The sequence below is a fragment of the Nocardia sp. NPDC050793 genome, assembly GCF_040654065.1.
In the GTDB taxonomy this organism is placed as follows: Bacteria; Actinomycetota; Actinomycetes; order Mycobacteriales; family Mycobacteriaceae; genus Nocardia.
The window spans coordinates 465,898-482,091 of record NZ_JBFAHG010000004.1 but is presented as its reverse complement, the minus strand read 5'-3'; the positions used below and the strand labels follow the sequence as shown (position 1 = coordinate 482,091).

18 protein-coding genes are annotated in these 16,194 nt (G+C 69.2%); 5 read left to right on the top strand and 13 right to left on the bottom strand.

The window, feature by feature from the left end; translation table 11 throughout:
* Positions 1-73 precede the first annotated feature (73 nt).
* The 3 genes from AB0H50_RS16870 to AB0H50_RS16860 all read right to left on the bottom strand — a co-directional run bounded on the left by AB0H50_RS16870 (position 74) and on the right by AB0H50_RS16860 (position 1,728).
* Entirely contained in the window at positions 74-253 is a 180-nt protein-coding gene (locus AB0H50_RS16870; RefSeq protein WP_357453527.1) for a hypothetical protein, read from the bottom strand.
* Positions 254-325: 72 nt separating this feature from the next.
* The gene (locus tag AB0H50_RS16865) at positions 326-922 is read right to left on the bottom strand and encodes a TIGR00730 family Rossman fold protein (RefSeq protein ID WP_357452785.1); all 597 of its coding nucleotides are present in this window, start codon (positions 920-922) and stop codon (positions 326-328) included.
* Positions 919-1,728, bottom strand: a complete 810-nt coding sequence (locus AB0H50_RS16860; protein WP_357452782.1) for a TIGR00730 family Rossman fold protein — start codon at positions 1,726-1,728, stop codon at positions 919-921. The genes AB0H50_RS16865 and AB0H50_RS16860 overlap by 4 nt, the downstream gene beginning before the upstream one ends.
* A gap of 168 nt (positions 1,729-1,896) precedes the next feature.
* Between AB0H50_RS16860 and AB0H50_RS16855 the strand changes: the two genes are divergently transcribed.
* Complete coding sequence (locus tag AB0H50_RS16855) at positions 1,897-2,277, top strand: NAD(P)H-binding protein (protein WP_357452779.1); 381 nt, start codon at positions 1,897-1,899, stop codon at positions 2,275-2,277.
* Positions 2,278-2,442: 165 nt separating this feature from the next.
* On the opposite strand, the gene dapE is transcribed toward AB0H50_RS16855, so the two are convergent.
* Positions 2,443-3,543, bottom strand: coding sequence for a succinyl-diaminopimelate desuccinylase (gene dapE / locus AB0H50_RS16850; protein ID WP_357452776.1), 1,101 nt, complete (start codon positions 3,541-3,543; stop codon positions 2,443-2,445).
* Positions 3,544-3,706: 163 nt separating this feature from the next.
* On the opposite strand from dapE, the gene dapD reads away from it, so the two are divergent.
* Complete coding sequence (dapD, locus tag AB0H50_RS16845; RefSeq protein ID WP_357452773.1) at positions 3,707-4,654, top strand: 2,3,4,5-tetrahydropyridine-2,6-dicarboxylate N-succinyltransferase; 948 nt, start codon at positions 3,707-3,709, stop codon at positions 4,652-4,654.
* A gap of 8 nt (positions 4,655-4,662) precedes the next feature.
* Here the strand turns inward: dapD and AB0H50_RS16840 are convergent, their stop codons facing one another.
* Together AB0H50_RS16840 and AB0H50_RS16835 are read right to left on the bottom strand one after the other, a co-directional pair.
* On the bottom strand, positions 4,663-5,055 hold the full coding sequence (locus AB0H50_RS16840; RefSeq protein ID WP_357452770.1) for a PPOX class F420-dependent oxidoreductase: 393 nt from the start codon (positions 5,053-5,055) through the stop codon (positions 4,663-4,665).
* A 57-nt stretch (positions 5,056-5,112) separates the two neighbouring features.
* Positions 5,113-6,540: an acyl-CoA synthetase gene (locus AB0H50_RS16835; protein WP_357452767.1), complete on the bottom strand. Its 1,428-nt coding sequence runs from the start codon at positions 6,538-6,540 to the stop codon at positions 5,113-5,115.
* A gap of 150 nt (positions 6,541-6,690) precedes the next feature.
* On the opposite strand from AB0H50_RS16835, the gene AB0H50_RS16830 reads away from it, so the two are divergent.
* Together AB0H50_RS16830 and AB0H50_RS16825 are read left to right on the top strand one after the other, a co-directional pair.
* Positions 6,691-7,542, top strand: coding sequence for an oxygenase MpaB family protein (locus AB0H50_RS16830; protein WP_357452764.1), 852 nt, complete (start codon positions 6,691-6,693; stop codon positions 7,540-7,542).
* Positions 7,543-7,795: 253 nt separating this feature from the next.
* Positions 7,796-8,407 (top strand): hypothetical protein, encoded by a 612-nt coding sequence (locus tag AB0H50_RS16825; protein ID WP_357452761.1) that lies wholly within the window; start codon positions 7,796-7,798, stop codon positions 8,405-8,407.
* Positions 8,408-8,432: 25 nt separating this feature from the next.
* Here the strand turns inward: AB0H50_RS16825 and AB0H50_RS16820 are convergent, their stop codons facing one another.
* A complete protein-coding gene (locus AB0H50_RS16820) occupies positions 8,433-9,065 on the bottom strand; it encodes a TetR/AcrR family transcriptional regulator (RefSeq protein WP_068060218.1) in 633 nt (210 codons plus the stop codon).
* Positions 9,066-9,226: 161 nt separating this feature from the next.
* On the opposite strand from AB0H50_RS16820, the gene AB0H50_RS16815 reads away from it, so the two are divergent.
* Positions 9,227-10,096 (top strand): oxygenase MpaB family protein, encoded by an 870-nt coding sequence (locus tag AB0H50_RS16815; protein WP_357452757.1) that lies wholly within the window; start codon positions 9,227-9,229, stop codon positions 10,094-10,096.
* Here AB0H50_RS16815 and AB0H50_RS16810 read toward each other — a convergent pair.
* From AB0H50_RS16810 to AB0H50_RS16785, 6 genes are all read right to left on the bottom strand, one after another.
* A complete protein-coding gene (locus AB0H50_RS16810) occupies positions 10,045-11,052 on the bottom strand; it encodes a proline dehydrogenase family protein (RefSeq protein ID WP_357452754.1) in 1,008 nt (335 codons plus the stop codon). The genes AB0H50_RS16815 and AB0H50_RS16810 overlap by 52 nt on opposite strands.
* Before the next feature lie 64 nt (positions 11,053-11,116).
* Entirely contained in the window at positions 11,117-12,751 is a 1,635-nt protein-coding gene (gene pruA / locus AB0H50_RS16805; RefSeq protein WP_357452751.1) for an L-glutamate gamma-semialdehyde dehydrogenase, read from the bottom strand.
* Positions 12,752-12,816: 65 nt separating this feature from the next.
* Entirely contained in the window at positions 12,817-13,719 is a 903-nt protein-coding gene (locus AB0H50_RS16800; protein ID WP_357453524.1) for a hypothetical protein, read from the bottom strand.
* A gap of 188 nt (positions 13,720-13,907) precedes the next feature.
* Entirely contained in the window at positions 13,908-15,017 is a 1,110-nt protein-coding gene (gene dapC, locus AB0H50_RS16795) for a succinyldiaminopimelate transaminase (RefSeq protein WP_357452748.1), read from the bottom strand.
* 7 nt (positions 15,018-15,024) lie between these two features.
* Positions 15,025-15,345 (bottom strand): ferredoxin, encoded by a 321-nt coding sequence (gene fdxA / locus AB0H50_RS16790; protein ID WP_011211287.1) that lies wholly within the window; start codon positions 15,343-15,345, stop codon positions 15,025-15,027.
* A 215-nt stretch (positions 15,346-15,560) separates the two neighbouring features.
* Positions 15,561-16,178, bottom strand: coding sequence for a Uma2 family endonuclease (locus AB0H50_RS16785; protein ID WP_357452745.1), 618 nt, complete (start codon positions 16,176-16,178; stop codon positions 15,561-15,563).
* Positions 16,179-16,194 lie beyond the last annotated feature (16 nt).

Sequence of the window (16,194 nt, the reverse complement as noted above, 5' to 3'; positions counted from 1 at the left end):
GGACCGCATGCGAGACGGTCTCGTGCTCGCCGAGCGCGCTCTCTACCTCCGTGGTGGCCACGTTCTCGCCCTTTCAGCGGAAGGTATCGCGGAGCCGGTCCACGAAGGCGATGTGCCACCAGCCTCGATCGCGCACCAGATCACCGGTGTCGAACGATGCGCGGTGCGCTGGAAGAACAGGCCGACCGAGGCCGTGTCGCCGGGCCGCACCAGCATGCCGCGCGTTGCCCAGCACGGGCGCGTCGCGCGTCATCCCCGGAAGCGATTTGGCCGAGTCGACGAGGCGCACCGTTGCGCGTGTGCCGGTACTCAACTGGCGGTCTTCCTAGCCTTGCGCGACGCTGCCGCCAAGTGTCGGTTCGGGTTTCAGCGCCGCGAACGCGGCGTGCAGATCGCTGACCACGGTGATCCGCTGCATGGCGAACCGGGAGACGAATTTCCGCTCGTAGAGTTCGTCGACCCAGCGGAACAGGCCGTCGTAGAAGCCGTTCGGGTCGAGCACGACCACCGGTTTGGCGTGCTGGCCGAGGTAGCCGCCGGTCCAGGTCTCGAAGAACTCCTCGAGCGTGCCGATCCCGCCGGGCAACGTGAGAAAGGCGTCGGCGCGATCCTCCATGACCTGTTTGCGCTGGCGCATGGTGTCGGTGACCACCAGTTCGTCGGCGTCGACGTCGGCGACTTCCTTGTGTACCAAGTGTTTCGGGATGACGCCGATGGTGTTGGCGCCGCCCGCTCTTGCCGCGGTGGCGACCGCGCCCATCATCGAGACGTGGCCGCCGCCGGACACCAATTGCCATCCGCGCCGGGCGATCTCAGTGCCAACGCGGGCCGCCAGCCCCAGTGCGCCGGGGTCGGCGGTGCTCGCCGAGCAGTAGACGCAGACGGCGTACGGGACGGCGACGTCGGCCGGGTCCACGGTCACCACTGGTCCTCCGTGCCGAGGGTGTCGATGCCCGCGCGGTCGGTGGCCGCCCGCATGATGATCTCGACGACCTCCTCCACGTCGTCGGTGACGTGGATCAGGTCCAGGTCGCCCGGCGAGATCTTGCCGAAGCCCTGCAACGAACCGCGCAGCCAATCCACCAGTCCCGCCCAGTAACCGGTGCCGAACAGGATGATCGGGAAACGGGTGATCTTGCGCGTCTGCACCAGGGTGAGCGCCTCGAACAGCTCGTCCAGGGTGCCGAAACCGCCCGGCAGACAGATGAATGCCTCGGAGTACTTCACGAACATCGTCTTGCGGACGAAGAAATAGCGGAAGTTGATGCCGAGATCGACCCAGTCGTTGAGGCTCTGCTCGAACGGCAGCTCGATGCCGAGACCGATCGAGTAGCCGCCCGCCTCGCACGCGCCTCGGTTGGCGGCCTCCATCGCGCCGGGGCCGCCGCCGGTGATCACCGCGAACCCAGCCCTGGCCAGCGCGTCGCCGATGGCCAGGCCCGCCTGGTATTCGGGATGGTCGACGGGCGTGCGGGCGGAACCGAAGACCGTGACGGCGCGCGGCACCTCGGCCAGCGCGCCGAAACCCTCGACGAACTCGGCCTGGATGCGCAGCACCCGCCACGGGTCGGTGTGCACCCAGTCGCTGTCGCCGCGCTGGTCCAACAGGTTCCGGTCGGCGGTACCGGCGCCGGGTTTGCGGTCGCGGCGGAACATTATCGGTCCGCGGAATTTCGCTGTCGACTTCGGCTTAGGGGCGACCTCGTGATCGGCGGCGTCGGTGGACATGCATTCCACGCTACCGGGCCATAGGCGTCGCGGGCGGCGCAAGGCGGTGAACGCCCGGCACACTCGCGGTGCCGTGCCGGGGTGTCACACTCCCGGCGGGGGTGTTGTCATCCGATCGAGACGCCGGGAACGACACCGGCGCAACGATTCCGACGATCGGAGATCATCATGACCATCCTCGTCACCGGCGGCACCGGCACCCTCGGCAACCACGTCGTTCCGCTGCTGCGGGCCGCTGGCCGGGATCTGCGGGTGCTCAGCCGCACGCCCCGCGCGGGCGTCGACGGCATCGAATTCGTCACCGGCGATCTGCTGCGCGGCGAGGGCGTCGAGGCGGCCGTCGCGGGCGTCGACACCATCCTGCATCTGGCGGGCGGGCCGAAGGGCGACGATGTAGCAACCCGCAATCTGGTCGACGCGGCGGCGGGTGCGCGGCACATCGTCTACATCGGTGTCATCGCCGCGGAGAACCTGCCGCTCGGCTACTTCCGCGCCAAGGCCGACTCGGAACGGGCCATCATCGATTCGGGTCTGCCGCACACCATTTGAACAGTTCGCCGGGTGAGGGCGGCATCGAGGATCGACGAGCGACGCGCACCGCGGCGATGGCATCACGGCAAGGAGGACGGCCGCACCGTCGTCGTGATCGGTCCCGGCATCGCCAACGACGTGCGCCGTCGCCATGCCGAGAGCTGCGCCCGATCGGGCGAGCGGTCAGGCCTTACCGGTCAGGTAGTCGCGCAGCATGGCGGCGACCGCGGTGATCTGGGCGGTCGGCACGTGCTCGTCGCGCTTGTGGGCGAGGTTGGGGTCGCCGGGGCCGAAGTTGACGGCGGGGATGCCGCGGGCGGCGAAGCGGGAGACGTCGGTCCAGCCGTACTTGGCGCGCACCCCTCCGCCGCCGTGACCGTTCACCGAGGCGATCAGGTCGGCGGCGGCGGGCGCGGTGAGACCGGGCAGGGCTCCCGGCGCCGCGTCGACCACGTCGATCGTGAGGTCCAGACCGTCGAACACCTCGCGCACATGGGCGACGGCCTGGTCGATGGTGCGATCGGGGGCGAAGCGGAAATTCACCTCCGCCTCCGCGGCGTCGGGGATGACGTTGCCAGCCACCCCCGCGAGGAGGCGGGTCGCGGAGAGGCCCTCGCGATAGACGCACCCATCGATGTCGACCTGCCGCGCCCGGTAGTCGGCCAACCGTTGCAGGACCGGGGCCAGCCGGTGAATCGCGTTGTCGCCCATCCACGCTCGCGCCGAATGCGCGCGCACGCCCTTGGTGGCGAGCCGGGCGCGCAGGGTGCCCTGGCAACCGGCCTCGATCCAGCCGCCCGAGGGTTCGCCGAGGATCGCAAGATCGCCGTCGAGCCATTCGGGCAGGTCGCGCTCGATGTGACCGAGGCCGTTGTGCTCTTCGGCGATCTCCTCGCCGTCGTAGAAGATCAGCGTCAGGTCGTGCACCGGATCGGCGACCGTCGCGGCGAGATGCAGAAAGACCGCGTCACCCGACTTCATGTCGACGGTGCCGCACCCGTGGAGCACCTCCTGCCCGTCCTCGTCCTTGTCGAACCGGCTCGGCACGTTGTCCGCGATCGGCACCGTGTCCAGGTGCCCGGCCAGGATCACCCGCGTGGGCAGCCCGCGGTTCGTGCGAGCCAGCACCACGTTCCCGCGCCGCACCACCTCGAAGCCGCTGGTCTGCTCCCGCAGCGCCCGCTCGACGACGTCGGCGATCGCCTTCTCGTCGAGCGAAACGCTCGGGATGTCGACGAGCGCGGCGGTGAGAGCGATGGGATCGGCAGACAGGTCGATGGTCACGCCCCTCAGCCTACGAGCGGGGCGGATCGGCGGCGGACACCGCGCCCATCGCCGAGCCGGGAGCGTCGCGGGCGACTTTCGGCAAACCGCCGCGTGGCCCGCGGAACGGGCAGGCCGGAGGTGGCGCACCACTGGCGGCGATCGGTCGGTAACCTCTAATGACGTGAGCATTCAGGGAGCAGCAGCAGTCGGTATCGCCAACGTGACCGCGGACGGAACCGTCCTGGACACTTGGTACCCGAACCCGGAGCTCGGCGAGTTCGGCGAGACCGGCACCAAGCGCCTGGACGAGGCGCCCGCCGAATACGCCGCGCTGCTCGGCTTCGACGAGGCGCGTGGCGTCGACGTGGTCGCGGTGCAGACCGTCATCGCCGACCTGTCCGCCGCCCCGGTCGACGCGCACGACGTCTACCTGCGCCTGCACTTGCTCTCGCACCGGCTGGTGAAGCCGCACGAGGTGAGTCTGGACGGCCAGTTCGGCCTGCTCAGCAATGTCGTCTGGACCAACCACGGCCCGGCCGCCGTCGAGGGCTTCGAGGCCACCCGCGCCAAGCTGCGCGCCCGCGGACCGGTCACCGTCTACAGCATCGACAAGTTCCCGCGAATGGTCGACTACGTGGTGCCCTCCGGCGTGCGCATCGGCGACGCCGACCGGGTCCGGCTCGGCGCGCATCTGGCCTCCGGCACCACCGTGATGCACGAAGGCTTCGTCAACTTCAACGCGGGCACCCTCGGCGCCTCCATGGTCGAGGGCCGGATCTCCGCGGGCGTCGTGGTCGGCGACGGTTCCGACATCGGCGGCGGCGCCTCCACCATGGGCACCCTCTCCGGCGGCGGTACCACCGTCATCTCGATCGGCCAGCGTTCCCTGCTCGGCGCCAACGCGGGCCTCGGCATCCCGCTCGGCGACGACTGTGTGCTCGAGGCCGGTCTCTACCTCACCGCGGGCACCAAGGTCGCCACCCCGGACGGCACCGTCGTCAAGGCCGCCCAGCTGAGCGGTCAGAACAACCTGCTGTTCCGCCGCAACTCGCAGACCGGCGCGGTCGAGGTCGTCCCGCGCAAGGGCACCGGCATCGAACTCAACGCCGACCTGCACGCCAACGACTAGGGCTGGGATCAGGCGGTGGCCACGACATCGGGCACGATGCCGAAGGCGATGATCCGCTCCGGGTGGATGCGGATCAGCTCCCTGGAGACGCCCGACATGTAGGTGTCGACGTCGGTCAACGCCTCGGCGGTGCCGCGGATCTCCAGGCAGCGCACCCGCCACGGCTGTACCGAGACGATGTCGTCGACGACGAACGCCACGCGATCGTTGGTGGCCAGGTTGCGGAACTTGTGGGAGGCGCCCATGTTCCAGCCCGCGATGTCGATGGTGCCGAGTTCGGTGTTGTAGTGGAAGCCGACCGGATTGTTCTGCGGCGACCCGTCCTTGCGCACCGTGGCGAGGCGGCCCAAGCGCTGGGTGCGCAGGTAGTCGATCTGGTCCGAGGTCAGCGTTGCGGTCATGCCTGCGACGGTAGAACCTCGAGTCGACTCGAGGTCAAGCCCGGCGGACACGCTTTCTCAGCCGAGCTGCTTCTTCTGCACTTTGCCCATCGCATTGCGCGGCAGCGCCGCGACCACACGGACCTCGCGCGGCCGCTTGTGCACCGAAAGCTGTTCGGCCACATGGTCGATCAGCTCCTTCTCGATCCCGGCGTCCGCCTCGCCGCGCAGCACGACGAAGGCGACAACGCGCTGCCCGAGGTCGTAGTCGGGCAGGCCGACCACCGCCGCCTCGGCGACCTCGGGATGCCCGAGCAAGGCCGTTTCGATCTCGCCCGCACCGATGCGGTAGCCGCCGGACTTGATCAGGTCGACCGATTCCCGGCCGACGATGCGGTGGAAGCCGTCGGCGTCGATGGCCGCGACGTCGCCGGTCTTGAACCATCCGTCCTCGGTCCAGCTCTCCGCGGTGGCGTCGGGCCGGTTCAGGTAGCCGTCGAACAGCATCGGTCCGCGCACCTGCAAGCCGCCGATGCTCTCGCCGTCGTTCGGCACCGGCGCTCCGGTCTCGTCCCGCAGCCTGGTCTCCACACCGCGCACCGGCGTACCGACCCAGCCGGGCCGCCGTTCGCCGTCCGCGCGCGTGGACAGCGTGATCATGGTTTCGCTCATGCCGTATCGCTCGATCGGGGCGTGGCCGGTGAGCTCGCGCAGCCGTTCGAACACCGGCACCGGCAGCGGCGCGCTGCCGGACACCAGCAGCCGCGCGTTCGCCAGTTTCCGTGCCGCCTCGGGATCGTCGACGACGCGCGACCAGACGGTCGGCACGCCGAAGTACAGCGTGCCGTTCGCCGCGGCGTACGCCTGCGGCGTCGGCTTCCCGGTGTGGATCAGCGGACTGCCCACCCGAAGCGCGCCGAGCACGCCGAGGATCAGCCCGTGCACGTGGAACAGCGGAAGCCCGTGCACCAGAATATCTTTCGCGGTCCAGTCCCATGCATCGGCGAGCGCGTCGAGCCCGGCGGCGATCGCGCCGCGAGTGAGCACGACGCCCTTCGGCGGGCCGGTGGTTCCCGAGGTATAGAGCACGAAAGCCGGTGTGGCCGGGTCGGGTTCGGGATAGGTGTGCCACGACCTGGCGTGCATGCGGACCGGCACCACCGGCAGTTCGGCGCCTTCCGGAGCATCGCCCAGCCACGCCTGCGCGCCGGAATCGGCCAGCATGTGCGCGAGTTCGGCGGGCCCGGAATCCGGCGGCACCGGCACCACAGTGACGCCGGCGATCAGGCAGCCGACCACCGCGAGGACGGTGCGCGCGGTCGGCCTGGCCAGCACCGCCACCCGATCGGCGCGCGCGATGCGCTCGGCCACCGAGGTCGCCGCGCCGAGCAGGTCGCTGCGCGAGAGCGTGACGCCGTCGATGGTGACCGCGTCCGGGATGTCCGCGCCCGCAGCGACCGCGGCCGGATTCAGGGAACGAAGCAGCAGGTGTGGACCGAACGACATTCGCTCAACCTACTGTGTGCGCGTCGGCCGCCGACAGCTCCGTACCGCGCGTCACAGCTCGGCGACGACGCGGTATGACCGTTGACACTCCCGCGAGAGGGTGAGAAGGTCGTAGCATATCCTTCTCAACGACGAGAACCGGGCTAGACGATGACCAGTCCCCTTCGCGTATCCGCGCCCAACGCCACCGGCGACGATTTCGACATCCGCGGCCACCTCGACGGATCGGCCGCCTTCTTCGGCGCCGCCGCGAACGTCATCATGCAGCTCAGCGCACGGCCGGTCGGCTACGGCGTGCTGGAGAGCACCGTCGACAGCGGCAAGATCATGCTGCACCCGGTGAAGCGGACCCGCACCACGCTGACCTATCTGGCCGTGGCCATGCTGGGCAGCGACGACGAACGCGCGGCCTACCGCGCCGCGATCGATCGCTCGCACCGCGCCGTCCGGTCCGGTCCCACCAGCCCGGTGAAGTACAACGCCTTCGACGCCAAGCTTCAGCTTTGGGTGGCGGCCTGCCTGTACTGGGGCGCGCGCGATCTGCACGAGCGCATGCACGGCCCGATGGACGAGGCCACCGCGGACGCGTTCTACCGCAACGCCGAACGGCTCGGGACCACGCTCCAGATGCGCCCCGGCCAGTGGCCTGCCGACCGGGCCGCGTTCGACCGGTACTGGCGGGAGAACCTGGCGCTGACCGTCATCGATCCACCGGTCCGCGACTATTTCTGGGACTTGGTGAACCTGCGCATGTTCCCGCGCCCCGTTCAGCTCGCCTTCGGCGGGTTCCACCGCTGGGTGACCGCGGGTCTGCTACCCGAACGCCTGCGCGAGCAGATGGGCATGACGTGGACCGAGCGCGACGACCGGCGCCTGGCCGCGCTGCTCACCGCCATCGGCGCGGTGGAGGGCCGGATGCCCAAGGCCGTCAAGACTTTCCCGGTGAACGCCTTCCTCTGGGACCTGCGCCTGCGCCGCCGCCTCGGACTTCCGCTCGTCTAGCGCGCCTCGATATCAGTTAACTCACAGCATCCACATTCCGCCCCGCCGGGGCCGAGTGCCCGCGTACGCTTTTTCTCCTGGATAAGGCCAAATGTCGGAGGTAGACCCCCGGGAGGCCATCGTGATCCGTCGAATGATCGTCGCGTCACTGACCGCAGGAGCGCTCTACGCCCTGGGATTCACCGCATTGTGCTTACCACCCGCAAACTCCGAGCCAAGCGCCGAGGAAACACCGTCACGCACATCGATCGCCATGCGGTCGAGCGTCGGCGCGTCGTGGGGCACCGCGAACCAGTACGAATCGCGCGGCGCCCTCTCGCTGTCCAAGCTCTTCATCGTCGACTACGCCCTGCGCCACGGGGACGGCTCAGCGACCGACCGGGAACTGGGCGAACGCATGATCCGCTTCTCCGACGACGGCGCGGCCAGCGCCATGGAAGGCAAATACCCGCAGGCCATCGACGCCATCGCCGCCGAGTACGGGCTCGCCGCCACTCGGTCAGGAACGGGCGACTGGAGCACCGCGATCACCAGCAGCGCCGACGTCGCCGACTTCCTGCACGCGAAGCAACTCCAGGACCCGGCGTCACCGATCTTCCACTGGATGGCCACGGCGAGCGACACGGCCGCCGACGGCACCGCGCAGGACTGGGGAACCGCCCGTCTGCCCGGCGTACTCGGCACCAAATGGGGATGGTCGGATCTCGGTGCGCCCGAAGTGGGCTCGGCTTCCTACGGAACCGGGTTCACCGTGGCGGCATTGACCTGGGGCACCGCCGACGATCAGACCGGCGACGTGCTCGGCGCGCTGCCGCAAGTGGTGGTCGACGTGCTCGGGGTGTCCGCCTGGTTTGCTCCCCGCTGAGCGCGCGCGCCCGGACAATCGGCGGTCAGCGCACCCGAAACGAGACCACCACGTGGTCGCGGGCGAACTCGCGCAGGGCGGCGTCGTCGCCGAACGGGATGACGGTCTGCGGGGTCAGCGCCAGCGAGACCGCGGTGCGCGCGATCATCTCGGCCAGCGGCGCCGGGTCGTACGCGGGCAGTTTGCCCTCGCCCTGCAGCCGGGTGATGAACTCGGCCACGTAGTCGCGCCCGAGTTCGATGATCGGCGCGCCCTTCACGGTCAGGAACGGCAGCACCAATTCGGGTTCGGTGGCAAGCAACCGGTGCACCAGCTGGTTGCCGCGCAGGCCGTTCACGAACGCGACGAACAGCGCGACGATCTGCTCTTCGGCGCCGGCGTCCCGGTCGACCTGCCGTTGCAGCACGCCGTCCACCTCATCGATGAACTCGCGCGTCTGGCGCAGCGCGACCGCCTCGATCAGATCGGATTTGCTGGCGAAGCGCCGGTACAGGGTGGCCAATGACAGGCCGCAGCGCCGGGCCACCTCGACCATGCTGGTCCGCTTGATGCCGAAATCCAGGAAGGCCACGAGCGCGGCGTCCAGCACGCGCGCCTGGTTGCGGTCCTCCGGACCGGAGTTGCGCACGAGCGGCAGCAATTTCGTCAAGCTCGCCATGTCTCCCACCCTCTCCTCGGCGAAACGATGACACCGTCAGCATCGCATACCTTCACCCGGCGCGGCCCGCGACCTTTGACAGCGCCCGCCCTCAGATGACAAGGTGACCACAGAACCTTCTCATCGCTTCACCTCTGGTGAACGGAAAGACGAGGACGACGATGACCGCGCCCCTTCGTGCAACGACGCCCGAGCCGGTGCCCGGCAGCCGTTACGGCACCGCCGAGGACTTCGACATCGAGGAGTTCTGGAGCGGCATGGCCGCCTTCCTCGGCGGCACCGCGAACGTGATCATGCAGCTGAGCCTGATGCCCGTCGCCTACGGCGTGCTGGAGAGCACCGTCGAGTCCGGCAAGGTCACCGTGCACCCGTGGAAGCGGCTACGCACCACGCTCACGTATCTCGCGGTCGCCCTGATGGGCACGGAGGACGAGCGGGCCGCCTATCGCGATGCGGTGAACACCTCGCATCGCACCATCCGGTCCGGCGCCGAAAGCCCGGTGAAGTACAACGCCTTCGACCCGAACCTCCAGCTGTGGGTGGCAGCCTGCCTGTACTGGGGCATCGTCGATCTGGAGGAGCGCATGCACGGCCCGCTCGACGCGGCCGGCGCGGACGCGTTCTACCAGTTCGCCGCACGGCTCGGCACCACCTTGCAGATGCGCGCGGAGCTGTGGCCCGCCGATCGCGCAGCCTTCGCCGAGTACTGGAACGCCGAGCTGGCCACCAAGACCATCGACGCCCGCACCCGCGCCTACTTCGACGGCCTCGTCGACCTGCGAATGGTCGCGCCGCCGCTGCGCCTCTTCGCGCCGGTGCAGCGCTTCATCGTCACCGGGCTGCTGCCACCGCACCTGCGGGACGAGATGGGCATGCGCTGGACGCCCCGCCAGGACCACGCGCTGCGTCTGCTGCTCCGCGTGATCGGCGCGGTGCACCGCAGGCTTCCCCAGCGACTGCGGCTCTTTCCGATGAACTACTACCTGTGGGATCTGCGCAGGCGGCGCAGGCTCGGCAAGCCGCTGGTCTGATCGCGATCGCCGGCCAGCGCGCGCAGGAAGAACGCCAGATTCGCGGGTCGCTCGGCCAGCCTTCGAGTGAGGTAGCCGTACCAGTCGTCGCCGTAGGGGACGTAGACCCGCATCGGGTGACCGGCCCGCGCCAGCCGCAGCTGCTCGGCGTCGCGCACCCCGTACAGCATCTGGTGCTCGAATTCTCCTGTGCCGCGCCCTGCTTCGGCAGCCATCCACTCGGCGGCCAGGACGAGCGCCGGGTCGTGCGTGGCCACCATCGGGTACCCATGGCCGTGCATCAGGATCTCCAGGCAGCGCAGGTAGGAATCGGTCACCTCGACGGCCCGCTGGTAGGCCACCGCCGCAGGCTCGCGATAGGCCCCCTTGCACAAGCGGATTCGCGAGCCGGGACCGGTGAACTCGGCGCAGTCGTCGCGGGTGCGGTGCAGGTACGACTGGAGAACCACACCGAGCCAAGGGAATTCCGGCCGCAACTCGCGCACGGCGGCCAAGGTGGCGTCGGTGGTGGTGTGGTCCTCGGCGTCCACCGTGACCAGCACGCGGGCCTCGGCGGCCTTGGTGCACACGGTGCGCAGGTTGTCGGTGGCGATGGCCGGACCGTCTCCCGGCAGTGCCTGTCCGAGCGCGGACAGCTTCACCGATACCTCCACAGGCACCGGCGCGCCATCCGGCCGCGGTGAACGGTCGGCGGCGGCGAGTTCGTTGATCAGCGAAAGGTATTCCGCCACCGTGGCATCGGCGCGGGCCCGGTCGGTGGTGTTCTCGCCGAGGTAGTCAATGCTGATCAACCTGCCGCTGTCGAGCAGTGCACGCACCACCGGCGCCAGCTCGGCCCGCGACTCGCCCGGCACGAACCGGCGCACGATCTCCGCTGTGACCGGTGTCCCGGTGAGCGCGCGCTTCATCCGTGGCGAGGCAGCCGCCGCGAGAATCACCGGACGCAGCGGGTTCATCGGTCCTCGAAAATGTCACGCATCACGCCTCCTTCTTCCGGCCGGCGCGGCGGCGCCGCCGGTCTCACGAGTCCATGTGCGGGTACCGGTGCTGCACCGGCGGCACGAATGTCTCCTTGATGGTGCGCGGCGCCGTCCAGCGCAGCAGGTTCAGCGGCGAGCCCGCCTTGTCGTCGGTGCCCGAGGCGCGCGCACCGCCGAACGGCTGCTGACCGACGACGGCGCCGGTGGGCTTGTCGTTGATGTAGAAGTTGCCCGCCGCGAAACGCAAAGCGGCGCCGGCCTGTTCGGCGGCCTTGCGATCGTCGGCGAAGATCGCGCCGGTCAGCGCGTACGGCGCGGCCGATTCCACCTCGGCCAGAATCGCCGCGTACGAACCGGGTTCGGCGTCGTCGTAGACGTGCACCGAGAGGATCGGCCCGAAGTACTCGGTGGTGAACGACTCGTCGCGCGGGTTGTCGGAGAGCAGCACCGTCGGCCGGACGAACCAGCCTTCGCGGTCGTCGTAAGTGCCGCCGACCGGAATGGTGACGCCCGCGTCCCTGGCGCGTTCGATGGCCGCGACGTTCTTGTCGTAGGCACGCCGATCGATCAGCGCCCCACCGAAATTCGACAGATCGGCCACGTCGCCGTAACTGAGCTCGGCGGTCGCGGCGAGGAAATCGTCGCCGATGGCACGCCAGACCGAACGCGCGATATAGGCACGAGATGCCGCCGAGCATTTCTGGCCCTGGTACTCGTAGGCGCCACGAATCAGCGCGGTGCGCAAGGCATCCGGATCGGCCGACGGGTGGGCGACGATGAAATCCTTGCCGCCCGTCTCCCCCACCAGCCGCGGATATCCGTGGTAGCGGCCGATATTCGCGCCGACCTGCCGCCACAGCGACTGGAAGGTGCGGGTGGAGCCGGTGAAGTGGATACCGGCCAGGCGCGGGTCGGCGAGCGCCACCTCCGAGAGCTGGATCCCGTCGCCGGTGACCATGTTGATCACGCCGGGCGGCAGGCCCGCCGCCTCCAGCAGCCGCATCGTGTGGAACGCGGCGAGCGTCTGCGTCGGCGATGGCTTCCACACCACCGTGTTGCCCATCAGTGCGGGTGCGGTCGGCAGGTTACCCGCGATGGCGGTGAAGTTGAACGGCGTGATCGCGTAGACGAAGCCCTCCAGCGGCCGGTAGTCCATCCGGTTCCACACGCCGGGGCTCGACTGCGGCTGCTGGGCCAGGATGTCGCGGGCGAACGCCACGTTGAATCGCCAGAAATCGACCAACTCGCAGGGCGCGTCGATCTCGGCCTGCGCCACCGACTTGGACTGGCCGAGCATCGTCGCGGCGGCCAGCTTCTCCCGCCACGGTCCGGCCAGCAGGTCGGCCGCGCGCAGGAAGACCGCGGCGCGGTCGTCGAAGGGCATGTTGCGCCATCCCGGCGCGGCCGCGATGGCCGCCTCGATGGCTCCGTGTGCTTCCGAATGAGTGGTATCGGTGTAGGTCCCTAACACGTGCCGATGACGGTGCGGTGCGACGATCTCGTGCCGCTCGCCGATACCGGGCCGATGCTTGCTGCCGATCACCAGCGGCACGTCGACGGATTCGGCGGAGATCTCGGCCAGCTCGGCCATCAGCAGCTCGCGCTCGCGACTCCCCGGCGCGTACGTATGCACCGGCTCGTTGCTCGGAGTAGGGACAACCGTGACAGCGTCCATAACTCAGGCTAGCCCCAAATCGACGTCCGGACGGAGCCCTCGCGCGATCGCGTGTCGGACGCCGATCAGAACGGCGCCTCGGCCCACCAGCTGTCGCGGACCTCGTCGAACGTGTGCCCCGGCCAGGCGACCTCGACCAGGATCGACGAGGTGGACGGGCTCACCCAGCCGTGCGTCGCCAGTGTGAACGGCGCGGCCGGATCGGTCGGCCGGAACACCTGGAGCCCACCCGGCCTGCTGAATTCGCGTTCGCCCGTCAAGGTGGCGTGCGCGGCGAGGTAGGCCTTTACCTCGCGGAACCCTTCGTACTCGGTGTACCAGGCGGTGACACCGTCCGGATCGGTGCAGACGATCTGGCGCCGCGGCAGCGGGTCACCGAGCGCGGTCACCACCGTCGCCGCGCCGTGGCAGCGCGCGCCCCGCCAGCCCGTTCCGTCCGGGCTCGCCGGTATGAGCTGGGGAAAGGCGATCGCGACGGAATGCTGCGCGCCCCACGGCAGCGGCTGCGTCCGATTCGGTCGGATGAACTTCCAGTACACGCCGACGGCCGCGACCCCGCCCAGCCCGAGAACCAGGAGCGATACGAGCAGCAGCACAGAGAACGTCCGCCAGCCGGAGGAGACCCGCCGTCCGGCCGCTCGGCGCGCGGGCATCGCCGCGTCGCTCGCCCAGTGGTGGGCGGCCGCGGGTCGGCGAGCGGCTACCGCGTCGGCGGAATGCGGAGCCGGCGGCGGCGAGAAGGCTGGCAAAGGGCTCGCCCATGAGGGCCCGGCGACTACCGGTTCCGAATCGGCCCGCGTATCGATCGCGTGCGAATCGTCTCGCCTGCCGTTCACCCTCGGCGGTCGCCGGCACGGCAGCCGAGGATGACCGGCCAGATAGACGGTGCCCATCCCGCCGCGACCGAGCACCCGCTCGATCCGATAACCGGCGAACACCTCGCCGACGGCGAGCCCCACCCCCTGCATCGCAGCAACCTTTCGCTGAGCCGATCGAGCGCCTCGAGTGTACGGAGCGCGGTGAACCTGCGCGAACCGTCGAGGATCAGCCCGTCACTGGTGTACGAGGGCCGGTCATCATCCGACGCCCACCATCAGCATTCGCGCCGCCACCACAGGGCAAACACATCGCAGCGCACCTGGGCCGGCTAGCGAAATCAGTTCGCGCGCAAGCGCTCCGCGGCAGCGGCGATACGTTCGTCGGACGCGGTCAGCGCGATTCGCACGTGCTCACCAGCGGTCGGCCCGTAGAAGTCGCCGGGCGCCGCGAGGATGCCGCGCTCGGCCAGCCAGTCCAGCGTGGTCCGGCAGTTCTCGCCGCGAGTGGACCACAGGTACAGCCCGGCCTCCGAATGATCGATGCGAAAACCAGCGCCCTGCAAGGCATTACGGAGCTGCTCGCGCCGGGCGCGGTAGCGTTCGCGCTGCTGGGCCTCGTGCGCGTCGTCGCCGAGCGCGGCCGTCATCGCGGCCTGGACCGGGTAGGGCACCATCATGCCCGAGTGCTTGCGCACCTCGAGCAGTTCGGCGACCAGTTCGGGATCGCCCGCCACGAAACCGGCGCGGTAGCTGGCCAGGTTCGAGGTCTTCGAGAGCGAATGCACCGCGAGCAGACCGGTGTGGTCGCCGTCGCACACTTCGGGATCCAGGATCGAGAAGGGGCGGCTGTCCCAGGAAAGGCCGAGGTAGCACTCGTCGGAGGCGACGATCGCGCCGCGCTCGCGCGCGAACGCGACGACCTTGCGCAGGTGCTCGACGCCGAGCACGCGGCCGGTCGGGTTGGACGGCGAATTGAGGTAGATCAGCGCGGGCGACTGGGGACCGAGCCGGGTGAGCCCGTCGGCCCGCAGCACCTGAGTGCCCGCGAGCAGCGCGCCGACCTCGTAGGTCGGGTAGGCAATCTCGGGAATGACCACCAGATCGCCGGAACCGAGGCCGAGCAGCCTGGGCAGACCCGCGATCAGTTCTTTGGTGCCGATCACCGGCAGCACCGCCGCCGGGTCCAGTCCGGTGATCCCGTACCGGCGCTTCAGCGCGTCGACCGCGGCCGCGCGCAGTTCGGGGGTGCCGTGCGTGGTCGGGTAGCCGGGCACCTCCGCGACCGCGTTCAGTGCCGCCCTGATGATCGGGGCGACCGGGTCTACCGGGGTGCCTACCGACAGATCGACGATCCCGTCTGGATGCGCCGCGGCTCTCGCCTTGACCGCCGCAATGGTGTCCCAGGGAAAATCGGGCAGCAGAGCGCTGACCCGGCCACGCGAACTCACTCGGGTCTCACTCGCCCATCGGGGGAAGTTCTTTGATGAACGGCGGGTCGTAGTCGACCTTGCCGACCTTGGTCGCGCCGCCCGGCGAACCCAGCTCGTCGAAGAAATCGACGTTGGCGTTCACGTATCCGCTCCACTGGTCCGGCGTGTCGTCTTCGTAGAAGATCGCCTCCACCGGGCATACCGGCTCACATGCACCACAGTCCACGCACTCGTCGGGATGGATGTACAGCATGCGACCACCCTCGTAGATGCAGTCGACGGGGCATTCCTCGATGCATGCCTTGTCCTTCACGTCAACGCACGGTTCAGCGATGATGTACGGCACTGCCGCTCTCCTAGTCTGTCCTCACCTGCGGGGATGGTCCGCCACGCGAAACCCTATCCCGACCACCCACATTACTACTGGTCAGCCTGCCCTAACTTCACCGGCTCCGCCCCCGCTCGCGGCCGGTATGCCGGGCCCACGTACCCGCCGACGGCCGGAAGCCGATCCTAAACCCCATTGTGGCCCTTCACCGCCGCGACGCTTCGACCCCCGGGCTACGAAGGTGGCGCAATCTCGAGGTCCGCCCATCGCAGTTCCAGCGGGAACGGATCCGACGCCGAGACCGCGATCGCTCCCATGTCCCGGTGGGTGGTGCCGACATGCGTATACGGACCTGTACGGCCGGACAGGGCATAGCGCTCGATCGTCAATGCGCCGATCTTGTCGAAACTGAGCAGCCAGTAGTGCGGAATCCCGGCGTCCGCGTAGTCGCTCATCTTGTGCACACGGTCGCGTCGGACGGACCAGGTCGAAAGCACCTCCGCGACAATCAGACAGTGCTCGGCGGCCAGCTGCTCGAACTCCGGCAGACACCGGTGCAGTACCGCGCCGGGCTTGCGAGCCGTCGGCGGCACTTCCCACAGCAGAACGTCGACTTCGGTGTTCGTCTCGTAGCACGATCCGTGGCCACCGCGTCGCATCTCATCGACGGCCGCACGCTCCAATGCCAGAGAAAGTCTCGTACCGACCTTCTGGTGGTCGCGGCTGCGCTGCTCACGAGGCACGACGAAACCGTCGACGATCTCCATTCCGCGGCGGATGTCCTCGTCCAGGTCGAGGTACGTCTCCCAGGTGATCGGCTCCGGTTGCGGTCCCTGCCAGCTGACGGTCACCAGCCGATCGTAGTCG